Here is a 20,302-nt window from a genome sequence, read left to right as displayed (position 1 = left end):
CCTCACTGGTTCGGATCTTGCATCCGACTTGAGCGGTCCCCGCTCAGCTCCAGGCCAGCATGCGAAGGGGGTCCTCCAGCATGGCGCCGACGTCACGCAGGACGTACGAACCGAGCTCGCCGTCGACCACGCGGTGGTCGAACGACAGCGCCAGCGTGGTGACCTTGCGGACCGCCAGCTGCCCGTCGACCACCCAGGGCATGTCCCTGATCTGGCCCACGGCGAGGATCGCCACCTCTCCCGGGTTGAGGATCGGCGTGCCGGCGTCGACGCCGAAGACGCCGACGTTCGTGATCGTGATCGTGCCGCCGCTCAGCTCGGCGGGCTGGCACTTGCCGGCCCGCGCCCGCTCGGTGAGCTCGCCCAGGGCCAGGGCGAGCTCGGGCAGCGACATCGCGTCGGCGTCCTTGACGTTCGGCACGATCAGCCCGCGATCGGTGGCTGCGGCGATGCCGAGGTTCACGTAGTGCTTGACCACGATCTCCTCACCGGTCCACGTGGCGTTGGCCAACGGGTGCCGCTTCACCGCGGTGATCAGGGCCTTCGCCACGAGGAGCAGCGGCGAGACCTTGACCTCGGCGAACTCGGGCAGCGTACGCAGCCGCCGGACCGCCTCCATCGTCTCGGTGACGTCGATTTGCAGCCACTCGGTCACGTGCGGGGCCGAGAACGCGCTGGCCACCATCGCCTGGGCGGTCGCCTTCCTGACCCCCCTGACCGGGATGTGCTCCTCCCGCACCCCGGCCTCCCACCGCGAGGCGGCGGCAACGGGGGCGGGCGCCGCCAGGGCGGCCTCCACGTCAGCCCGGGTGATCGACCCCTGGGGGCCGGTCCCCGTGAGGGTGGTCAGGTCGACGCCGAGGTCCTTGGCGAGCTTGCGGACCGGCGGCTTGGCCAGGACTCGCGCCCGTACGGGCGCCGCGGAGCCGTTGCCCTGCACTGGACCGGCGGCACCTCGCGCCGGAGCGGGGGGAACCGGCGCGACCGGCGGGGCGGACACGACCGGCGCCGCGGCCGGAGCGGACGTGGCCGGAGCGGGAGCGGCGGGCTTGCGGGGGCGGCGGCGGGTGGCGCTCGTCTTGACGCCGTACCCGACCAGCACCGGCTGGCGCTCCTCCTTCGCCGGAGCGGCGTTCCGCACGTCCGGCACCATGTCGTCCGCCAGCGCCTTGCGGCCCGCGTCCGCACCGTCACCGCCTGCGCCGTGACCGCCCTCGCCGTCCTCGACCGAGATGATCGGCGCGCCGACGTCCACGGTCTGGCCCTCGCTGACCATCAGGGCGGAGACCGTGCCCTCGTACGGACAGGGCAGCTCGACGACGGCCTTGGCCGTCTCGATCTCCACGATCGTCTGGTTGATCTTCACCGAGTCGCCCGGGGCGACGTGCCACTTGACGATCTCGGCCTCGGTCAGCCCCTCGCCCACGTCGGGGAGCCTGAACTCACGGAGCATCAGAAGTCCCTCCCCTCAGTACGCGAACGAGCGGTCAACGGCGTCGAGCACGCGGTCGAGGTCGGGCAGATAGTGGTCCTCCAGGCGCGACGGCGGGTAGGGCGTGGAGAACCCGCCGACCCGCAGCACCGGCGCCTCCAGGCTGTAGAAGCAGCGCTCGGTGATGCGCGCCGCCAGCTCGGCCCCGAAGCCGGTGAAGACGGGGGCCTCGTGGGCGACGACGCACCGTCCGGTCCGCGTCACGGACTCGGTCAGGACGTCCACGTCGAGGGGGTTGAGCGAGCGGAGGTCGATGACCTCGATGCTTCGCCCGTCCTCCTCCGCCGCCGCGGCGGCCTCCAAGCAGGTCTTCACCATCGGCCCGTACGCGACCAGCGTGATGTCGCGGCCCTGCCGTACGGTGCGGGCGCGGTCGAGAGACAGGCCGGGGGCGGCGAGGTCGACGTCGGCCTTGTCCCAGTAACGGCGCTTGGGCTCGAAGAAGATGATCGGGTCGTCGCAGCGGACGGCGTCCTGGATCATCGTGTACGCGTCCGCCGGGTTCGAGCACGCGACCACCCGCAGGCCCGCGGTGTGGGTGAAGTACGCCTCGGGCGACTCCGAGTGGTGCTCGACCGCCCCGATGCCGCCGCCGCAGGGGATGCGCACGACGACCGGCAGCTTCAGCGTGCCGAGCGACCGCAGCGGCATCTTGGCGAGCTGCGTGATGATCTGGTCGGCGGCCGGGAACACGAACCCGTCGAACTGGATCTCGCAGACCGGCCGGTAGCCGCGCAGGGCCAGGCCGATCGCCGTCCCGATGATGCCCGACTCGGCGAGCGGCGTGTCGATCACGCGGTCCTCGCCGAAGTCCTTCTGCAGGCCGTCGGTGACGCGGAAGACGCCGCCGAGCTTGCCGACGTCCTCTCCCATCACGAGCACCTTGGGGTCGTCCTCCATCGAACGGCGGAGGCCCTCGTTCAACGCCTTGGCGAGTGTCAGTGTGGTCATCGTTCGAACCCCGCCAGGTAGGTCAGGTACTGCTCGCGTTCCTCGTCGAGGAGTGGGTGGGCGCCGGCGTACACGTGATCAAAGATAGCCCCAGGTGGCGGGTCGGGCAGCGCCAGGCACCGGCTTCGCACGTCCTTGCCGAGCGCGTCGGCCTCGGCGTCGATCTTCTCGAAGAACTCCTGGTCGGCGAGCTGGTTCTTGAACAGGTAGGCCTTGACCCGCTCGATGGGGTCCTTCAGCTTCCACGCCTCCAGCTCGTCGGCGAGGCGGTAGCGGGTGGGGTCGTCGGAGGTGGTGTGCGCGCCCATCCGGTAGGTGAAGGCCTCGATCATCGTCGGCCCCTGCCCCTCGCGGGCGTTCTGGAGCGCCCGGCGGGTCACGGCGAGGCAGGCGAACACGTCGTTGCCGTCGACCCGGATGCCGGGGAAGCCGAAGCCGGACGCCCTCTTGTAGAGCGGGATCTTCGACTGCTTCTCCAGCGGCTCGGAGATGGCCCACTGGTTGTTCTGGCAGAAGAACACGACGGGGGCGTTGAACACCGAGGCCCAGATGAAGGACTCGTTCACGTCGCCCTGGGAGGTCGCGCCGTCGCCGAAGTAGACGATCGTGGCCGCCTCGGCGCCGTCGCGCTGGATGCCCATGGCATAGCCGACCGCGTGCAGGGCCTGGGAGCCGATGACGATCGTGTAGAGGTGGAAGTTGTGCTCGGCCGGGTCCCACCCGCCGTTGCTCACGCCGCGGAAGAGGCCGAGCAGCTTGACCGGGTCGACGTCGCGGCACCAGGCCACGCCGTGCTCCCGGTAGGTGGGAAAGGCCATGTCGGCGTCCGTGAGCGCCCGGCCCGAGCCGATCTGCGCCGCCTCCTGACCGAGCAGGGACGCCCAGATGCCGAGCTCGCCCTGCCGCTGGAGCGCGACGGCCTCCAGATCGATGCGGCGGACGAGGACCAGGTCACGGTAGAGGGAGCGGACCTCCTCCGCGGTCAGCTCGATGTCGTAGTCGGGATGCTCGACCCGCTCCCCTTCGGGGGTGAGCAGTTGGACGAGCTCCGGGGGTGCGTCTACACCACGAGGGGCGTCGGCTGTCACGTGCCACTCCTGTGCGTGTCGGGCCCCCGCGGGTGGGGTCACCCCCGCAGGAAGGCCGGGTCGTCTGGCGTACGGTCGTTGGGGTGGACGACCGGGCGCATATGTGGACATCGTGGCAGAACTCACACCCCTTAGCGCAAGCCCCGGCCCGCCCGTCCACACTTCTCCGATTCCCGGACTGCGGAACGCCACACCCGCGCCGGACCGCCGGGCGACGTCAACGGGAGACGCGTCGGGGGCGAGCCGGCAGGGCGGCACTAGGCTTGACCCCAAACGGACCCCCGAACGGGCCGACCTTCCCGAATCGGCGGGCCCTCACTCGAATTGGAGGAACATCGTGGCGCGCGTCATCGTCGACGTCATGCTCAAGCCGGAGATCCTCGACCCGCAGGGCCAGGCGATCGCGCGGGCGCTGCCGCGACTCGGCTTCTCCGGCGTCTCCGAGGTGCGGCAGGGCAAGCGGTTCGAGGTGGAGCTGGACGGCCCGGCCGACGAGGCCGCGCTTTCGGATGTCCGGAAGATGGCCGAAACCCTGCTCGCGAACACCGTCATCGAGGACTTCTCGATCCGGGTCGAAGGGTGAAGTGACACATTTCACATACCTATTTCCGCGGCGTGTCCACCCCTAATCAGGCATCGGTCCGTCTCGAACCCACCTATCCAGTGCGTGCTGAATAACGGGAACGTGATTTTGCGGTTAGCCCTGATTCATCGGGGAAGCCTACCTTGGTGACCTTCGACGCCGGGGAGGGGTCCGGTGGACATTGAGTTCTCATTGGCGATGCCACGGGACGCGATCGGCATCCCGATGGTTCGCCGAGTGGTGGGAGACGCGCTGCGGTCTCTCGGGGTGACCGAGGAGTGCGTGTCCGACATACTCCTGGCCACGTCCGAGGCGTGCGCCAACGCGGTACGGCACGGTGGTCCCGCCAACCGCTACGAGGTCATGGCCACCATAGGCAACGGCCGCTGCGAGTTGCGCGTCGCCGACGGAGGCGAGGGGCTGCACATGATCCCCCGCCAGTACCCGCCGGCCGAGACCGAGAACGGCCGGGGCATCCTGATCATGCGCGCCGTCGTGGACGACCTCTCGTTCGACATCACGCCCGGGCGCGGCACGACCGTGCGCCTGTGCAAGGAACTCGACTGGGACGAAGACGCCATCGCCCACCACCTCACTCTCGACCGTCACCTCGCCGGGGTCTGAGGACCCCGGCTCCGCCCCACCCCGGGCCCGGGAAAGCCCGGCGTGACGCGTGATCCGAAGTGACCTCCGCGGGGGGAGCCGATTTGGCGGCTCCGATACCCTGAGGTGTACCGCCACAGACCGCCGTCCGGCCAGATGACGGTGGCGTACGGCTTGGTGGGGACCCTTGGAGGGAAAACTGTCATGAGCGCTGCCCGGGTGGGCGTCGTCACCTTCCCCGGAACACTCGACGACCAGGACGCCGCGCGAGCCGTACGGCTGGCCGGAGCGGAGGCGGTGCCCCTGTGGCACGCCGATCACGACCTCAAGGGAGTCGACGCCGTCTTCCTGCCCGGCGGGTTCTCCTACGGCGACTATCTTCGCTGCGGGGCGATCTCCCGGTTCTCCCCTCTCATGACCGAGCTCATCCCGGCCGCCCAGGCCGGGCTGCCCGTGCTCGGCACCTGCAACGGCTTCCAGATCCTCTGCGAGGCGCACCTGCTGCCGGGCGCGCTGACCCGCAACGAGGGTCTCCACTACATCTGCCGTGACCAGCGCATCCGCGTGGAGAGCACGCGTACGGCGTGGACGGCGGACTTCACCGACGGCCAGGAGATCGTGCTGCCGATCAAGCACGGCGAGGGCCGTTACGTGGCCGACGCGGACACGCTGGCGGCGCTGGAGGGCGAGGGCCGGGTGGTCTTCCGCTATGCGGGCGGCAACCCGAACGGCTCGCTCAACGACATCGCCGGGATCACCAACGAGGCCGGGAACATCGTCGGCCTGATGCCCCACCCCGAGCACGCGGTCGAGGAGCTGACCGGCGCGCCGAGCGTGGACGGCCGCCACTTCTTCACCTCGATCCTCAAGAGGCTGGTGAACGCATGAGCACCGATTCGGTCAGGCGGGCGCTGGAGACTCCGGCCGAGCGCCAGCCGTACGCCGAGCTGGGCATGAAGGACGACGAGTACCAGCGCGTACGCGACATCCTCGGCCGCCGGCCGACCAGCTCCGAGCTGGCGATCTACTCGGTCATGTGGAGCGAGCACTGCTCCTACAAGTCGTCCAAGGTGCACCTGCGGCAGTTCGGGACCAAGGCGCCCAAGTCGGAGGCCCTGCTCGTCGGCATGGGCGAGAACGCCGGCGTGGTCGACATCGGCGACGGCTGGGCCGCCACCTTCAAGATCGAGTCGCACAACCACCCGTCGTACGTCGAGCCGCACCAGGGCGCCGCGACCGGTGTCGGCGGCATCGTGCGCGACATCATGTCGATGGGCGCCCGGCCTGTCGCGGTCATGGACTCGCTGCGCTTCGGCGGGGCCGACCAGCCCGACACGCGCCGTGTGCTGCCCGGGGTCGTCGAGGGCATCAGCCACTACGGCAACTGCCTCGGCCTGCCGAACATCGGCGGCGAGGTCGCGTTCGACCCCTGCTACATCGGCAACCCGCTGGTCAACGCCCTGTGCGTCGGCCTGCTGCGCAAGGACCAGATCAAGCTGGCCACCGCGCCCGGCCCCGGCAACAAGGTCGTGCTGTTCGGCGCCAGGACCGGCGCGGACGGCATCGGCGGCGCGTCCGTGCTGGCGTCGGCCACCTTCGAGGACGAGTCGCAGGCCAAGCGGCCCGCCGTGCAGGTCGGCGACCCGTTCATGGAGAAGCTGCTGATCGAGTGCTGCCTTGAGCTGTACCAGGCGGACGTGGTCGTCGGCATCCAGGACCTCGGCGCGGCCGGGGTGTCCTGCGCCACGACCGAGCTGGCCGCCAAGGGCACCGGCGGCATGGAGGTGAACCTCAACCTCGTCCCGCTGCGCGACCCCACGCTGCTGCCTGAGGAGATCCTCATGAGCGAGTCGCAGGAGCGCATGATGGCGGTCGTCACGCCCGACGACATCCCGGCCTTCATGGCGATCTGCGACAAGTGGGACGTGCCGGCGACCGTGATCGGCGAGGTCACCGACACCGGCAGGCTCGTCATGACGTGGGACGGCGACGTCATCGTCGACATCCCGCCCGGCACGGCCGCCGACGAGGGCCCGGTCTACGAGCGCCCGTTCCACGAGCCCGCCGGGCAGGCGGCCCTCAACGCCGACGGCCCCGAGCGCCTGCCGAGGCCCGAGGACCTGCGGGAGACCCTGCTCACGCTGCTCGGCTCGCCCAACGTCGGGTCGAAGGAGTGGGTGACCTCCCAGTACGACCGGTACGTCCGGGGCAACACGGTCCTGGCCCAGCCCGCCGACTCCGGCATGCTGCGCATCTCCGAGGTCATGCCGGGCGCGCAGGAGACCACGCGAGGCATCGCGCTCGCGACCGACGGCAACGGCCGCTACGCGAAGCTCGATCCGTACACGGGGGCCCAGCTCGCGCTGGCGGAGGCGTACCGCAACGTGGCGGTGACCGGCGCCAAGCCGCTCGCCGTCACCAACTGCCTCAACTTCGGCTCGCCCGAGGACCCCGAGGTCATGTGGCAGTTCTCCGAGGCCGTACGCGGGCTCGCCGACGCCTGCCGGACCCTGGGTGTGCCGGTGACCGGCGGCAACGTGTCGTTCTACAACCAGACGGGCTCGACCGCGATCAACCCGACGCCGGTCGTCGGGGTGCTCGGCGTGATCGACGACGTGGCCCAGCGGGTCAGGTCCGGCTTCACGGCTCCGGGCCTGCGGGTCCTCCTGCTGGGCGAGACCCGCGAGGAGTTCGGCGGCTCGGAGTGGGCGCACGTCGCCCACGGGCACCTGGGCGGGCTGCCGCCGCAGGCGGACCTGGAGGCCGAGCGCTCCCTTGCCGCGGTGCTGACCGAGGCGGCGGCCCGCGGGCTGCTTGAGGGCTCGCACGACCTGTCCGACGGCGGTCTCGCCGTCGCCCTGGCGGAGTCGTGCCTGGCCCAGGGCGTCGGCTGCGCGGTGACCCTGCCGGGCGAGGACGCCTTCGTCGAGCTGTTCAGCGAGTCGGCCGCGCGGGCGCTGGTGTGCGTGCGGCCCGAGGCGTTCGACGCCTTCGCCGACCTGTGCGTGCGCCACGACGTTCCCTGCTCCGGGCTGGGCCTCACCGGTGGTTCCGCGCTCACGGTCGAGGGCGTCCTCGACGTCCCGGTGGAGGAGCTTCGCGAGGTCCACTCGTCCGCGCTCCCGCGCGTCTTCGGCTGATTCTGATCAAGTGAAGGCCCTTCCGGAACGGATCGTCCGTCGTCCGGAAGGGCCTTTGCCTGTCACGGTCGCGTGAGCACGGCCAACGCCTACTTCCGCAGCGTCCGTCGCTCCGCCTGACCGGCCCGGCCTTCGGGTTCGGCGGCGTGCCCGGGCCCGGTGGCGAGGCTCGCCAGCAGGCGCAGGGAAGTGGCGGCTTGTTGGCTCGCGCCTGGCTCTGTCAGACCCAGGCAGGAGCAGCCCCGGTCGAACAGAGCTCTGGCCGCCCTCCGCCCCGGCCCGCACGATGGACCGGTAGCCCAGGCGCGGACGATCACACGAGCAGGAATCCCGCGGCTGCGCGGTAAAGTGCGCGACGGCCGGACTCCAGATGCATGAGGTGACCTCCCTCACTGATCTTGACGTCCTGCCGCAGCGGCGATGACGTGATCGCGGCGAACAGGCCGCGGGCATCCTCGTCCGTGCACATCGAGTCCCACTCACCCCGGACGATGCAGGTCGGCGCCTCGATCAGACCCGGCTCGTAGGGCGGATCGCCCGACCACGCGGCGAGCATGTCGGCCCGTGGCCCGCTGGGAGTACGCACACTCGGCGTGCTGCCCCCGCCGGAGACCGGGTCGGTCGCCAGCCATTCCGACGCCCACTGGTCGAACTGCGGGGTCAGCACGGGCGGGTGCCCGTCCGGGACGTCGCTGACGAAGCGGGAGTGCTGCTCGGCGACGGTCAGGGGAAACCAGCGATCGTGGTGTCGTGCCCGCACGAGCGGCGGGATCGCGCCGAGTCGCCGACGCGTGCCGAGCGGTGCGGGCGGGCGGGCGGGTACGGCAGGTTCTCCAGTTCGCCGTCGGCCATCACCGGCGGCGAGCCCTGCACGAGCCAAGATCAGAGCTAGCCTTACCAGGATGAAACTTGACGAGGCGGTACGTCTGTGGGACCCGGAGCCGGGATGGCTGAACACCGCGAGCTACGGCATACCGCCCGAGCCGGCCTTCGAGGCGCTACAGAGCGCGCTGGCCGAGTGGCGTCGCGGGGCCAACGGCTGGGACAAGTGGGACCGGTCCACCAATCGCGCGCGCGCCGCGTTCGCCCGGCTGGTCGGCGTCGAGGCCGCCGACGTGGCTGTGGGCGCCTCCGCGTCGCAGGTGCTGGCCCCGGTCGCGGCCTCGCTGCCGCCAGGTTCGCGTGTCGTCGTCCCCGACATCGAGCAGACGTCGAACCTGTTCCCCTGGCTCGCGCACGATCTCGACGTACGTACGGTGCCGCCCGCGGACCTGCCCGGAGCGATCGACGAACGCACGGACGCGGTCGCCTTCAGCCTGGTCCAGTCGGCGACGGGTGAGGTCGCGGCCGCAGACGAGGTCGTCGCGGCGGCGCGGACGCACGGCGCGCTCATCGTCGCCGACGCCACCCAGGCGGTCGGCTGGATGCCGGTCGAGGCGACGCCCTTCGACGTCCTCGCCGTCTCGGCGTACAAGTGGCTGATGTGCCCGCGCGGCACCGCCTTCTGCTACGTGAGCCCGGCCGTGCGCGACCGCATCCGGCCGATCGCCGCCAACTGGTACGCCGGCGACGGCGACGCGTCGTACGGCCCGCCCCTGCGGCTGGCGAAGGACGCCCGGCGATTCGACATCGCCGCCCCCTGGTTCTCCTACGTCGCGGCCGCCCCCACGCTGGAGCTGCTCCTGGAGATCGGCATCGGTCCGATCAACGACCACGACGTACGGCTGGCCAACCGGTTCCGGACCGGCCTCGGCATGCCGCCCGGCGACAGCGCGATCGTCACCGTCACCCGCCCGGGCGCGGCCCAGCGGCTCGCGGAGGCCGGCATCCGCGCATCCGTCCGCAACGGCGCGGCACGCCTCGCCTTCCACCTCTACACGACGGAGGCCGACGTGGACACCGCCGTCGCGGCGCTGATCTGAGCCTGACGATCCAATGCACCCCGGCCATCGGAGTGACCGGCCGGTGCACGGCGGCGCCGAACCCTCCGGCGCACCCCGGACCGGTGGTCGCGGCGCCGGCACAGGGCGCCGCCGACACGGCGGGAGGGGTGGCCGGGAGGGCGGGCGCGGTCACCCTAGAGACCGTTGACGCGGCAGGTGGCGGTCATCGTCGTGGACGGGTCGCTCTCGGAGGTGGCCGTGAGCTTCACCGTGGCGTGACGGCTGCCGCCCGCGGTCTGCTGAGCGAAGACGGTGACGGTCTCCTTGTCACCGAAGTCGACGGTCGCGAGGGCGTTGGGCGTGATCGTCGTCCAGCCGCTCCCCTCGACCTCGGCCTTCAGCCGGTAGACGTCGCTGTTCAGGTACGCGCTGACGTCCTCGGGGTGCTGTCCCTGCGCGGGCGCCGCCTTACCCGTGTTGAACAGCGGGAAGCTGCACATCGACACGCCCTTCTCGGCGCCGGGGACGCCGGCGCCCGGCAGCAGTTTCACGCCCCGCTTCTGCGGGCCCGCGCCGTCGAGGGACTTGATCGCCACCGTGTACGACAGGATGCCCTTGGCGTCGCGCTGCACGTCCGTGACGTAGAAGTGCAGGCGGTTGGCCTGGTCCACGTACTCGTACTGGCTGCCCGAGTCGGTGCCGGCGTGGAAGAGGGCGTCGGCGAGCTGCCGGTAGTCGCCGACCGTGATCGGGACCTCGGTGCCGTCGGGCAGCACGTAGTCGGTCATGTTGATGTCCTGCGGGTTGGCGTCGATCACCCACTCGAACGGCGCCCGGTCCTGGTTCTTGGTCTTGGCCAGGAGCACTCCGGAGTCGGGGGTGAAGGAGTCGCTGCCGATCCGGTCGACGACCTCCACGGTGTAGTTGTCGTAGCCGCCGCCGTCGCAGAGCGGGTCGGTGCGCTGGCTGCACGCCCCGGTGGACTTGTCGCCGGTGTCGAAGGAGACGTTGACGCCCGTCAGGCCGTTCTTGCCCGGCTGGATCTCGCGCGCGGTCACCTTGGCGACGACCATGCCGGAGTCGCGGAGCGCCTCACGCGACAGGCGCAGGACGTTCTGCTCGTCCACCATGTTCAGCTTGATCTTGTTGCGCAGCATGTGCTGGGCGCCCATCGACGCGCCCGCCGTCGGCGGGATCAGCCAGCGGCTGTGCGGGCCGCCGGGGCCGTTGAAGCTGCCGCGGCTGAGCATCTCCCAGATGCCGGTGTACGCCCGGACCGGCGGGTTGCCGTACGGGTTGTTGTAGTTGTCCAGGACGCCCAGGATGTGGCTGAACTCGTGGGCGAAGACCCCCTGGCCGGAGCTCTCGGCCTGGACGGAGTCGACGCCGATGTTCGCGTTGGGCCAGAACGTCGAGCCGGCGGCCCAGGACGTCCAGTCCACGTAGCGGGTCTTGGACCAGTTGGGCAGGTTCGGGTCCGGCGGCCCGAAGTCGTCGGTGACGTCCTCCTTGGTGGGGAACTTCATCATGCCGAACTCCTGCCAGGTCGACGACTCGTCCTGGCCGGCGCTCAGGTAGAAGACGAAGTCGAACTGGGAGGCGACGTCCTGGCCGACGTCGGCGACCCAGGCGGCCTTGCCGTCCGTGCGCAGGTTCCTGTTGCAGTTGTCCCCCGCCGGGCAGGCGTCACGCTGGTACTCCATCGCGTACTCGTGCGACTTGCCCGGCATGGTGTAGGGGCCGAACGCGGTGAGGTCGACGCCGTACCGGCCGCCGGAGTCCTCCATCCAGTACTCGTGCAGGGTGTGGCCCTGGTTGAGCTGGCCGGGGGTGTTGAGGAAGTCCTGGTAGAACTTGGCGACCTTGTCACGGGGGATGTCGTGGGCCTGGGAGCTGGGGTTGCCGAACACGGTCGAGTTCTGCGGCTGGGTGACCACGAACGGCTGGTTGGGGTAGTCCAGCAGCACGAGCGCGCCCTTGAAGGTGCGCGCCGAGCCCTTCACGGCGGGGTTCGCCCAGTCGGTGCCCGGGATCTTCTTGTAGTCCGTCCACGTCATGTGGTCGGGGTTCTTCCAGTTCTGCGGGTCGATCGGCGCGACGACCCGCGACGCGCGGCCGCGCAGGGCCTGCGCCTCGTCCGGCTGGTCGCGCTGCCAGGGCTGGGTCTGGGGCCAATGGTCACGACGCCAGGGAAGATCGGGGTCTCCGCCGGGGGCCGCGGAGGCGGGCGCCGCCGTCAGCGCGAGCGGGGCGAGCGCGAGGGCCGCCACTATGCCCGGGAACAGTGTTTTTGAGAGTTTCACGAATTATGACGCTATAGAGACTATTGACGTAGATCATCGGTCACTTGTAGGGAAGACCAGCGGGGCCTTCTCCTACAGATGCCGAAGCGCCCAGGTGGAGGCCGAGTGGTGGATCTGCAGCGAGTCGTGGACGACCTCGCCCTTCGCCTGGAAAGACCGCTGCTGCTGGAAGACGGCCGCCAGCGCGTCGTCGCCTACAGCGAGCAGGACGGGCAGATGGACGACGTCCGCCGCCACTCGATCCTCCGCCGACACACCACCCCCGACGTACGCGCCTTCCTGCGCGCCACGGGCATCCATGAGGCGACCACGCCCTTGCGCACGCCCGGCGCCCCGGAGCTGGGGCTGCTGCCCCGGGTCTGCGTTCCCGTGCGGCACGACGGCCTGCCGCTCGGCTTCCTCTGGTTCATCGACGCGGCCCCGGCCATGACCGAGCCGGAGATCGCGGTCGCGGCGGAGGTCGCGCCCACCCTCGCCATGACCCTGTTCCACGAGAGCATGGCCTCCGAGCTCGCCTCGCGCCGCGAGCTGGAGGCCGTGACCGGCCTGCTGCTTCGCGAGCCCGACGCAGACAGGACCCTGATCGAGGCGGGCGCGTTCCCGCACAATCAGCCCGTGACCGTGGCGGTCGCCCGACCCGTCCACGGCGGTGCCGACGAGACCCTGCGGCTGACGCTGGAGCGCGGGCTGCTGGCCCTGCGGCGGCGCCTGGCCCGGCATCATCCCCTGCACCTGGTGCGCTACGGCCACGCCGTGCTGCTCACCGCGGGCACCCGCGCCTTTCCCGAGGAGATGCACGCGGCCCTCGGGACGCCGGTCCTGGTCGGGATCGGCTCGCCACGGCCCTCGCTCTCCCTCGCGGCCGAGTCGTACGAGGAGGCGTTGCACGCCGCCGAGGTCGTCGCGAACGTGCCGGAGTTCGGGCCCTCGGCGGAGTGGGACCGCCTCGGCGTCTACCGAATGCTGTCCGGAGTGCCGCACGGCAACCTCCATCCGGGGCTGGCACGGCTGCTGGACGAGGCCCAGCACCGGCCGCTGCTGGAGACCCTGGAGATCTACCTCGACCTCGCCGGCAACGCCCAGGCCGTCTCCCGCCGCCTGCGCCTGCACCGTACGTCGCTCTACTACCGCCTTCGCCGCGTCGAGGAACTCGCGGAGACCGATCTCAGGGACGGCGAGGAGCGGCTGAGCCTGCATCTCAGCCTCAAGCTCGCCCGTCTCTCCGGCCGCTACCGCCCGTCCCCTCTCCCCGTCGAGATCGAGACAACCGGTCAGTGCTAACCCGGTGAAGGTCCCATGCGGTCTCCCGGTGGCCACCCCGCATCTTCCGGTCCTGTCACCGCGGAGGCGCTGGTTTTCGGGCGACGAGGTACGCCTGAGGGGTTCGCTCGAACTCGCGGCGCTCGGTCTTCAGCCGCGCGACCACCGGCAGTCCCGCCTCGGCCAGCATCGTCGCCGCGTGGTCCGGCGACAGGCGGTGGAAGTCGAGCGCGACCTGATGACCGAACACCTCGGCCGCGTGGAAGGGCTCGTCGCCGACCTGGAAGGCGAGCAGCAGATGCCCGCCCGGCGCCAGCACCCGGTGGAACTCGGCCAGCGCCGCCGGCTGCCGCTCCGGTGGGGTGTGGATGATCGAATACCACGCGACCACGCCGCCGAGGGCCTCGTCGGCGATGTCCAGAGCCGCCATCGCCCCCTCCTCGAACCGCAGGTCCGGATGCTCGCGCCGAGCCACCGCGATCATGCCAGGCGACAGGTCGACGCCGAAGACGTCCAGGCCGAGCGCGTGCAGGTGCGCCGTGATCCGGCCGGGCCCGCAGCCGATGTCGGCCACCGGCCCGGGAACGCCCGACGCCCGCACGATCTCGGCGTACGCGGCGAGCATCGCGCGCTCGAACGGTTCCTCGTCCAGCCGGCGGCGAAGGCGATCGGCGTAGTCCGCGGCGACGGCGTCGTAGGCCGTCCGGGCGACCCGCAGGTAGGAGGGCTCGGTCATGACCGAGCACCCTAGCGCCGAAGACCGACAGCACCGAAGACCGACGAAGGCCCTTCCGGTAACCCCTCCGGAAGGGCCTTCGCAGTGCCGTACGCCAACGCCTCGTCGCGTACGGCAAGCAGGGGCGGTGCGTCCGGTGGAGCCCCCACGGACTCCGCCGGAACGCTCCGGCGGACTTACGAGATCTTCGTGCAGACGGCGTAGACGAGGCCGTTGCTGCCGCTCCCACCGCCGGCGCCCGCCAGCTCGACGGTCCAGCCGTTGCCGCTCATGTAGCTGCCCGTGACGGTCCTGCTCGAGCTGGTCTTGAAGCCGCCGCCGGTGACCCTCTCGTCGCTCGCGCAGGACGCGGTCGCGCTGTTCCCGGAGATGGTCTGGCTCGACATCCGGGAGCTCAGAACGGGCGCGTCCCCTCCGCTGCCGCCCTGACCCTTGAGCCACTTGAGGAAGTCGGCCTCGTCCTTGGAGGTGCAGGCGCGCCCCTTCCAGATGTCGCAGGCGCTCTTGCCGTTGTCGCCGGCCTCGCCCTTGAGGCCCCGGTCGCCCTGCTCGCCGGGCAGGCCGCGCGGACCGGTGTCACCCTTGGCGCCCGCGGGGCCGGCCGGACCGCGCTCCCCCTGCGGACCGGTGAGACCGCGGTCGCCCTTGTCCCCCTTCAGTCCCTGCGGACCGGCGGGGCCGCGCTCTCCGTCCTTGCCGGGAGCGCCGTCCTTGCCGTCCTTGCCCGGGGCGCCGGTCTCGCCCTTCAGGCCCTGCGGGCCGGCGGGACCGCGCTCCCCCTGCGGACCACGCAGACCCTGCGGGCCACGGAAACCGCGCGGGCCCTGGGCTCCGGTGTCGCCCTTCGGGCCGGTGCCGCCGATCCCCACCGGACCCTGCGGACCGGTCCTGTTCCACGACACCTTCGTCTCGGTCGCCTTACACGTCGCCGTGGCATTCACCAGACGCATATACCGCGTGCTCTTGTTCACACACGCGTACAGCGGCGCGTCACTCGCCGACGAAGCGGTGGCCGCACCACCCAAAACCAGGACCGATCCAGCCAGAGCACCAGCCGTCATCAGGCCGATGGTGCGTCCGCCCGGCAACTTGATAGCCACGGGAGTTCCCTCTCTGAAGCTCACGAAGGGCGCGTAATACAGAAGTTACGCACGTTATTCACGCGTCGAGGGATATGGAGGTTGTCATGCCAAACATCACGTATACGCATCTCCGCTATCCGTAAGCCCCAGCGGTCAAGAACGTTCCAAACCGGCTCGGCACCACGCCGGCGAGCGGTCTGCTCCGTCACCGCGCTCGGCCCTCATCGGGCTGCAATCTCCCGCCGGGGATGGTCGCGCTCGTCTGGGGCGCGACCGTCGGGTTCCGCGCCACCTACTCCGCGTCGGTCTGTGTCGCGCCGCTCGGCGTCCTCTTCGCGGCCACCGCCTCCACCCCGGACATCAGGAGATCCAGGCCGAAGGCGTAGTAGGCGTCGAGGTCCGGCTCCTCCTCCATCGCCTTGGCGTATTCGACGATCCGGGGGAACTCGTCGGCGGGGAGCCGTTCCAGGGTCAGCCGCCTCTGCCGGCGCAACTCGGCCGCCTCCGCCGGACTGGACGCGCCGGGGCAGCCGGGCTCGTTGTCGACCAGGGCCATGGCGCCGTGCAGCAGGTAGGTGGAGACGGCGTACCCCTCGCGCAGCGTGAAACCCCCCTGGGAGAGCAGGTCGAGCGCGGTGTCGGTCGCGCGGTTGAAGCTCGACAGCTCCTGCTTCTCGACCATCGCGAACAGCCCCGGCATGTACCGGTGCCGCCGCATCACCCCGATCAGCGCCTCGACCATCACCCGCAGCCGCGCGTTCCACGGCGCGGCCGGGTCGAACTCGGGAGTGACCGTGGCGAGCAGGTGGTCGGCGAGGCAGACGAACAACTGGTCCTTGTTCTTGACGTGCCAGTAGAGAGCCATCGGCGTCACCCCGAGCTCATGGGCGAGCCGCCGCACCGTGACCGACTCCAGGCTCTCGGCGTCGGCCAGCTCAAGGGCCTTCTCGATCAGACTCAGACGGCTCAGCCGCTCCGCGTTCGCCATGGCCCGCAGCCTCCCTACCTCCTCGGCACTTGACAACTATACGCCGTACAAGGTCTCCTATGCACCGTACATGTACGCCGTACATGTACTGCGTACAAGAGGAGGACACATGTCCGGACGATGGTGGGCGCTGGTCGCGGTGTCGCTCGCGACCTTCATGACCTACCTGGACAACAACGTGGTCAACGTGGCGCTGCCGACGATCCAGCGGGACCTGGCGCTGACGATCTCCGGGCTGGAGTGGATCGTGAGCGCGTACATCCTGGTGTTCGCGGGCCTGCTGCTCGCCGGCGGACGCCTGGCGGACGTCTTCGGCCCCCGGACGGCGTTCTTCGGCGGCCTGGCGGTCTTCACGCTCGCGTCGGTGGCGGCGGGCCTCGCGGGAAGCCAGGAGACGCTGATCGCGGCGCGGGCGGTGCAGGGGCTCGGCGCGGCGATGGTGACGCCGTCGACGCTGGCCTTGCTGCCGCGGATCTTCCCCGATCCGCGCGAGCGGGCGACGGCCGTCGGCATCTGGAGCGCGGTCGGCGCTCTGGCCCTCGCGATCGGTCCGCTCACGGGCGGATTCCTCAGCGAGAACGCCGACTGGGGCTGGATCTTCCTGATCAACCTGCCGATCGGCGTGGTCGCGGCCGCGATCGGCCTGCGTTCGATCAGGGTCGAGCGGGCCGCGTCCGGGCGGAGGTCCCTCGACCTGCCCGGCCTGGTCACCTCCGCCGTGGCGCTGTTCGCCCTCACCTACGCGCTCATCGAGGGCGAGTCGCGTGGGTGGACCTCGGCGCCGATCCTCGGGGCGTTCGCGGCCTTCGCGGTGGCCGCCGTCGCGTTCCTGGTCGTCGAGTCCCGTACGGCGCAGCCGATGATCGACCTCAGCCTGTTCCGCGAGCGGGTCTTCAGCGGCGGCCTGCTGTCGATGGGCCTGTGGTCGTTCGGCGTCTTCGGCATCTACTTCTTCACCGCGCTCTACCTCCAGAGCGCCCTCGGGTTCTCCCCGACGGAGGCGGGCGCGGGCTTCGTGCCCATGGCGCTGCTCATGGCGGTGATCGCGAGCGTCTCGCCGCGGATCGCCGAGCGCTTCGGCAGCGCGGGCACGGTTGCCGTCGGCCTCGGTCTGATGGCGGTGGCCATCGGCGGGCTGTCGAGCGCGGGCGAGGGCTCCCACTACGGCGACCTGTTCCCCTGGTTCCTGCTGTACGGCGCGGGCGCCGGTCTGCTCGTCCCGCTGACCAATGTCGTGCTGAACGCGATGCCCCCCGCGCGGGCGGGCGTGGCCTCGGGCGTGCTCAACGTCTCCCGCGAGGTCTTCGGCCTGCTCGGCATCACGATCCTGGGAGCGATCCTGGGCGCACGGCAGAGCGCGGTCGGCGGCGCTCCGCTGCACGCCTTCCTGGAGGCCTACCGGTTCACGCTGCTGATCGCGGCCGCGATCGTGCTGGTCGGCGTTCCGGTCAGCGTCTACTCCCTGCGCCGCACCCGGGCCGCCGCCTCCGCCGAGCCCAGCGAACCGGCCGTGGCCGAGCCGGTCGCCTGACTCCCGGAGTTCGTTCAGGACAGTAGGGTGCCCACCCGCTTGACGGTGCGGATCACCGGGGCGGTCTCCACCTCGCGCACCCCGTCCAGCGTCGCCACCCGCTCCGTCAGGTAGTGGTAGAGGGCCTGGGTGTCCCGGCAGGTCACCCCTGCCATGAGGTTGGTCGGGCCGGTGGTGGCGGCCACCACGTCGGCCTCGGTGTGCCCGGCCATGGCCGCGCCGACCGCGGTCAGCGCCCGGGGCTCGACCTTCATCCACAACCACGCCTCCGCGTGGTAGCCGAGCGCCCGGGCGGGGATCTCGACGTCGAAGCGCAGCGCGCCGTTCGCGCGCAGCTGCTCCAGCCTGCGGCGGGCCGTGGTCTGCGAGCACCCGGCCGCCGCCGCCAGTTCTCCGAAGCCGGCCCGGCCGTCCCGGGCCAGCACCGGCAGCAGGGCACGGTCCTCGCCGCCGAGGGTGATCTCGTACTCGTCCACGCGATCCGGGCGCAGACGCGCGGCCTGCTCGTCCGAGAGCACAGCTGCCCGGCTGCGCCATCCGGCGAACATGTGCAGCGTGGCGTGTGCCGACATCGACACGACGCGCGGGGTCCTGGGGAGCTTCTTCAGCAGCAGGTCGTCCCCGTCCCCACCGGACTGGACCCCGCAGGCGATCTCGGTGCCGCCGGACAGCAGGCGCACCCAGACGGTGTCCTCGCGCCGGGCCAGCGCCTCGGCCACCGGCCCGGCGGCGTCCGGCGTGCACACCAGACGGACCGCCCAGGAGGTCTGCCCGAAGCGGGTGCCGTCGAGCATGCCGACCACCCGCAGGAGCCCCTGAGAGCGCAGCCTGCGATAGCGGCGGGCGATGGTGTGCTCGGAGGTGCCGACGACCTCGGCGATCTGCCGGAAGGAAGCCCGGCCGTCGATCTGGAGCGCGTGCACGAGAGCACGATCGAGGTCATCCAACACGCCGCTTTCCGCCATATCTCATAATCTCATGCGATTTTCCGCCGCCATGATGCCTCTGGCCTGCCCGTGCTGCCGGTCACCAGTGATCGTGGGCGCATGAGCACTTACCTGCTTTTCGGCGGCACGGGAAACGTCGGCCGGCGAGTCGTGGCGCGGCTCACCTGGGCGGGCGCCGCCGTACGGGCGACCAGCCGCCACCCGCGGACCGCCGGCCTCCCCGCGGGCGTCGAGGTCGTCACTCCGGACCTGGACGCGCCCGGCGCTCTGGACGGTGTCGGGGCGGCGTTCCTGATGTGGCCGTTCCACTCGGCCGAACCCGCCCGGCCTCTCGTCGGCGCGCTCAAGCGCCACGCCCGCCGGGTCGTCTTCATGACGGGCGGCGACGCACGTCCCGGGGTGGCACCCGAGCGACAGCCCACCGCGGTCGCCCGTTGGCACGCCGCCCTGGAACACCTGATCGAGCGGTCCGGCATCGAGTGGACGATCCTCAGCCCCAGCACCTTCATGGCCAACCCGCCACCCGCCGTCAGCACTGCCGTGCTCGGCATCACGGGTGCTCCCGCCACGCCGCTGTCGGCGTGGGCCGCCGAGCACGCGGCCGACTTCGGTGGTGAACCGCGATGAGAGTGATCGTCATCGGAGCCGGCCTCGGCGGCCTGGCCCTGGCCAACGGACTGCGCGGGACCGGCGTCGACGTGGCCGTCTACGAACGCGACGCCTCGCCCGTGATCCGTGGGCAGGGATATCGTCTTCATCTCGGCGACGTGGGCATCGACGCGCTGGCATCCGTGCTCGCTCCTGAGCGCCGGGCCGCGTTCGTGGCCGCCGCCCACGTTCCCAAGCCGCGGTTCGTCCGTCTCGATCCGGCACTGCGGGTGCTGGAGGAGCACGATTTCGGCGGCCGGCACCTGTCGGTCGACCGGCAGGAGTTGCGTGACACCCTGCTGGCCGATGTGAAGGGCCTGATCACCTATGGCAAGCGCCTCACCGCCTTCCAAGCGGAGGCCGGGCAGGTGACCGCGTGTTTCGCCGACGGCACCACGGCCGCCGGCGATGTGCTGGTGGGCGCCGACGGCGCCGGCTCCGCCGTCCGCCGCCAGTACCTGCCGCACGCCCGCGTCGTCGGCACCGGCCTCACCCAGCTCTACGGCAAGATCCCGCGAGAGTCGGCCGAGGACCTGGACCACGTGTTCAGCGCCGTCACCGGGCCCCGCCACCGTGTGGTGGGCATCGCCCTCACCCGCGACTACGCCACCCTCTCCTTCAGCGCCCGAAGCGAAGAGCTGCCTTCGGAGCCGCACCTGCTGAGATCCCTCGTCATGGAGATGACGTCCGGCTGGCATCCCCGCATCCGCCGGATGCTCGCCGACTGGCGGGAGATCTTCCCGCTGGTGCTGCGCACCAGCGTCCCGGTCGCCCCCTGGAACACCACCCGCGTCACGCTGCTCGGCGACGCGGCCCACGCTCTGAGCCCAGCGGGGGGAGCCGGGGCCAACCTCGCCCTCCGGGATGCCGCGAGCCTCGCCGCCGCTCTCACCGCCGGCCATCCCCTGATCCCAGAACTGCGATCGTACGAGCGGGAAATGATCGATTCCGGCTTCGCCGCCGTCCGCGCCTCCGCCGCCAACGGTGCTCGGATCCTCGGCCAGGACCCGCTCCCAAGCTGAGTCCCCCGTACGGCATCGCGCGACAGGCCAAGCGCCGCGGCGACC

At 71.0% G+C, this 20,302-nt stretch carries 19 protein-coding genes; 9 read left to right on the top strand and 10 right to left on the bottom strand.

What is annotated here, in order from left to right; genetic code table 11:
* Window positions 1–43: 43 nt before the first annotated feature.
* From BXA11_RS26265 to pdhA, 3 genes are read right to left on the bottom strand one after another with little or no spacing between them, the layout of a single operon-like run.
* Window positions 44–1,453 (bottom strand): dihydrolipoamide acetyltransferase family protein, encoded by a 1,410-nt coding sequence (locus BXA11_RS26265; RefSeq protein ID WP_076438745.1) that lies wholly within the window; start codon window positions 1,451–1,453, stop codon window positions 44–46.
* Between the two features lie 15 nt (window positions 1,454–1,468).
* Complete coding sequence (locus BXA11_RS26260) at window positions 1,469–2,443, bottom strand: alpha-ketoacid dehydrogenase subunit beta (protein ID WP_030508819.1); 975 nt, start codon at window positions 2,441–2,443, stop codon at window positions 1,469–1,471.
* Complete coding sequence (gene pdhA / locus BXA11_RS26255) at window positions 2,440–3,531, bottom strand: pyruvate dehydrogenase (acetyl-transferring) E1 component subunit alpha (protein ID WP_076438743.1); 1,092 nt, start codon at window positions 3,529–3,531, stop codon at window positions 2,440–2,442. The genes BXA11_RS26260 and pdhA overlap by 4 nt, the downstream gene beginning before the upstream one ends.
* A gap of 337 nt (window positions 3,532–3,868) precedes the next feature.
* Between pdhA and purS the strand changes: the two genes are divergently transcribed.
* From purS to purL, 4 genes are all read left to right on the top strand, one after another.
* On the top strand, window positions 3,869–4,114 hold the full coding sequence (purS, locus tag BXA11_RS26250) for a phosphoribosylformylglycinamidine synthase subunit PurS (RefSeq protein ID WP_030508817.1): 246 nt from the start codon (window positions 3,869–3,871) through the stop codon (window positions 4,112–4,114).
* Between the two features lie 174 nt (window positions 4,115–4,288).
* The gene (locus BXA11_RS26245) at window positions 4,289–4,738 is read left to right on the top strand and encodes an ATP-binding protein (protein WP_076438741.1); all 450 of its coding nucleotides are present in this window, start codon (window positions 4,289–4,291) and stop codon (window positions 4,736–4,738) included.
* A 183-nt stretch (window positions 4,739–4,921) separates the two neighbouring features.
* Window positions 4,922–5,605: a phosphoribosylformylglycinamidine synthase subunit PurQ gene (gene purQ / locus BXA11_RS26240; protein WP_030508815.1), complete on the top strand. Its 684-nt coding sequence runs from the start codon at window positions 4,922–4,924 to the stop codon at window positions 5,603–5,605.
* Window positions 5,602–7,857: a phosphoribosylformylglycinamidine synthase subunit PurL gene (gene purL, locus BXA11_RS26235; protein ID WP_076438739.1), complete on the top strand. Its 2,256-nt coding sequence runs from the start codon at window positions 5,602–5,604 to the stop codon at window positions 7,855–7,857. The genes purQ and purL overlap by 4 nt, the downstream gene beginning before the upstream one ends.
* Before the next feature lie 313 nt (window positions 7,858–8,170).
* On the opposite strand, the gene BXA11_RS26230 is transcribed toward purL, so the two are convergent.
* A complete protein-coding gene (locus BXA11_RS26230; RefSeq protein ID WP_076438737.1) occupies window positions 8,171–8,617 on the bottom strand; it encodes an alpha/beta fold hydrolase in 447 nt (148 codons plus the stop codon).
* Window positions 8,581–8,730, bottom strand: a complete 150-nt coding sequence (locus BXA11_RS43315; RefSeq protein WP_159454844.1) for a hypothetical protein — start codon at window positions 8,728–8,730, stop codon at window positions 8,581–8,583. The genes BXA11_RS26230 and BXA11_RS43315 overlap by 37 nt, the downstream gene beginning before the upstream one ends.
* A 29-nt stretch (window positions 8,731–8,759) precedes the next feature.
* Here BXA11_RS43315 and BXA11_RS26225 point away from each other — a divergent pair, with 29 nt between their 5' ends.
* Window positions 8,760–9,779: an aminotransferase class V-fold PLP-dependent enzyme gene (locus BXA11_RS26225; protein WP_076438735.1), complete on the top strand. Its 1,020-nt coding sequence runs from the start codon at window positions 8,760–8,762 to the stop codon at window positions 9,777–9,779.
* A gap of 155 nt (window positions 9,780–9,934) precedes the next feature.
* Here BXA11_RS26225 and BXA11_RS26220 read toward each other — a convergent pair whose 3' ends face one another.
* A complete protein-coding gene (locus tag BXA11_RS26220; RefSeq protein ID WP_083744589.1) occupies window positions 9,935–12,043 on the bottom strand; it encodes a M6 family metalloprotease domain-containing protein in 2,109 nt (702 codons plus the stop codon).
* A 108-nt stretch (window positions 12,044–12,151) separates the two neighbouring features.
* Here BXA11_RS26220 and BXA11_RS26215 point away from each other — a divergent pair, with 108 nt between their 5' ends.
* Window positions 12,152–13,324 (top strand): PucR family transcriptional regulator, encoded by a 1,173-nt coding sequence (locus tag BXA11_RS26215; protein WP_143734523.1) that lies wholly within the window; start codon window positions 12,152–12,154, stop codon window positions 13,322–13,324.
* Between the two features lie 55 nt (window positions 13,325–13,379).
* On the opposite strand, the gene BXA11_RS26210 is transcribed toward BXA11_RS26215, so the two are convergent.
* The 3 genes from BXA11_RS26210 to BXA11_RS26200 all read right to left on the bottom strand — a co-directional run bounded on the left by BXA11_RS26210 (window position 13,380) and on the right by BXA11_RS26200 (window position 16,109).
* Entirely contained in the window at window positions 13,380–14,039 is a 660-nt protein-coding gene (locus tag BXA11_RS26210; protein WP_076438731.1) for a class I SAM-dependent methyltransferase, read from the bottom strand.
* A gap of 176 nt (window positions 14,040–14,215) precedes the next feature.
* Window positions 14,216–14,989 carry a collagen-like domain-containing protein gene (locus BXA11_RS26205; protein ID WP_076438729.1) on the bottom strand — a complete coding sequence of 258 codons (774 nt, stop codon included), beginning with the start codon at window positions 14,987–14,989 and terminating at the stop codon, window positions 14,216–14,218.
* Between the two features lie 424 nt (window positions 14,990–15,413).
* Window positions 15,414–16,109, bottom strand: a complete 696-nt coding sequence (locus BXA11_RS26200) for a TetR family transcriptional regulator (protein ID WP_030508809.1) — start codon at window positions 16,107–16,109, stop codon at window positions 15,414–15,416.
* Between the two features lie 109 nt (window positions 16,110–16,218).
* Here BXA11_RS26200 and BXA11_RS26195 point away from each other — a divergent pair, with 109 nt between their 5' ends.
* Window positions 16,219–17,640 carry an MFS transporter gene (locus tag BXA11_RS26195; protein WP_076438727.1) on the top strand — a complete coding sequence of 474 codons (1,422 nt, stop codon included), beginning with the start codon at window positions 16,219–16,221 and terminating at the stop codon, window positions 17,638–17,640.
* A 14-nt stretch (window positions 17,641–17,654) separates the two neighbouring features.
* Here BXA11_RS26195 and BXA11_RS26190 read toward each other — a convergent pair whose 3' ends face one another.
* The gene (locus BXA11_RS26190; RefSeq protein ID WP_204053708.1) at window positions 17,655–18,590 is read right to left on the bottom strand and encodes an Lrp/AsnC family transcriptional regulator; all 936 of its coding nucleotides are present in this window, start codon (window positions 18,588–18,590) and stop codon (window positions 17,655–17,657) included.
* 96 nt (window positions 18,591–18,686) lie between these two features.
* Between BXA11_RS26190 and BXA11_RS26185 the strand changes: the two genes are divergently transcribed.
* Together BXA11_RS26185 and BXA11_RS26180 are read left to right on the top strand one after the other, a co-directional pair.
* A complete protein-coding gene (locus BXA11_RS26185; RefSeq protein ID WP_076438723.1) occupies window positions 18,687–19,214 on the top strand; it encodes an SDR family oxidoreductase in 528 nt (175 codons plus the stop codon).
* Entirely contained in the window at window positions 19,211–20,257 is a 1,047-nt protein-coding gene (locus tag BXA11_RS26180) for an FAD-dependent oxidoreductase (RefSeq protein ID WP_204053709.1), read from the top strand. The genes BXA11_RS26185 and BXA11_RS26180 overlap by 4 nt, the downstream gene beginning before the upstream one ends.
* Window positions 20,258–20,302 lie beyond the last annotated feature (45 nt).

It is taken from the genome of Microbispora rosea, from assembly GCF_900156315.1.
Taxonomy (GTDB): Bacteria; Actinomycetota; Actinomycetes; order Streptosporangiales; family Streptosporangiaceae; genus Microbispora; species Microbispora rosea.
The sequence above is the reverse complement of the archived record's forward strand: the minus strand, read 5'-3'. Positions and strand labels throughout refer to the sequence as shown.

What these genes read in the sequence shown, in the direction of transcription:
- BXA11_RS26260 (WP_030508819.1), bottom strand. Translation starts at nt 2,443, where the DNA reads ATGACCACACTGACACTCGCCAAGGCGTTGAACGAGGGCCTCCGCCGT.
- BXA11_RS26195 (WP_076438727.1), top strand. Translation starts at nt 16,219, where the DNA reads ATGTCCGGACGATGGTGGGCGCTGGTCGCGGTGTCGCTCGCGACCTTC.
- BXA11_RS26185 (WP_076438723.1), top strand. Translation starts at nt 18,687, where the DNA reads ATGAGCACTTACCTGCTTTTCGGCGGCACGGGAAACGTCGGCCGGCGA.
- BXA11_RS26180 (WP_204053709.1), top strand. Translation starts at nt 19,211, where the DNA reads ATGAGAGTGATCGTCATCGGAGCCGGCCTCGGCGGCCTGGCCCTGGCC.
- BXA11_RS26210 (WP_076438731.1), bottom strand. Translation starts at nt 14,039, where the DNA reads ATGACCGAGCCCTCCTACCTGCGGGTCGCCCGGACGGCCTACGACGCC.
- BXA11_RS26205 (WP_076438729.1), bottom strand. Translation starts at nt 14,989, where the DNA reads ATGCGTCTGGTGAATGCCACGGCGACGTGTAAGGCGACCGAGACGAAG.
- BXA11_RS26225 (WP_076438735.1), top strand. Translation starts at nt 8,760, where the DNA reads ATGAAACTTGACGAGGCGGTACGTCTGTGGGACCCGGAGCCGGGATGG.
- purL (WP_076438739.1), top strand. Translation starts at nt 5,602, where the DNA reads ATGAGCACCGATTCGGTCAGGCGGGCGCTGGAGACTCCGGCCGAGCGC.
- purQ (WP_030508815.1), top strand. Translation starts at nt 4,922, where the DNA reads ATGAGCGCTGCCCGGGTGGGCGTCGTCACCTTCCCCGGAACACTCGAC.
- BXA11_RS26265 (WP_076438745.1), bottom strand. Translation starts at nt 1,453, where the DNA reads ATGCTCCGTGAGTTCAGGCTCCCCGACGTGGGCGAGGGGCTGACCGAG.
- BXA11_RS26200 (WP_030508809.1), bottom strand. Translation starts at nt 16,109, where the DNA reads ATGGCGAACGCGGAGCGGCTGAGCCGTCTGAGTCTGATCGAGAAGGCC.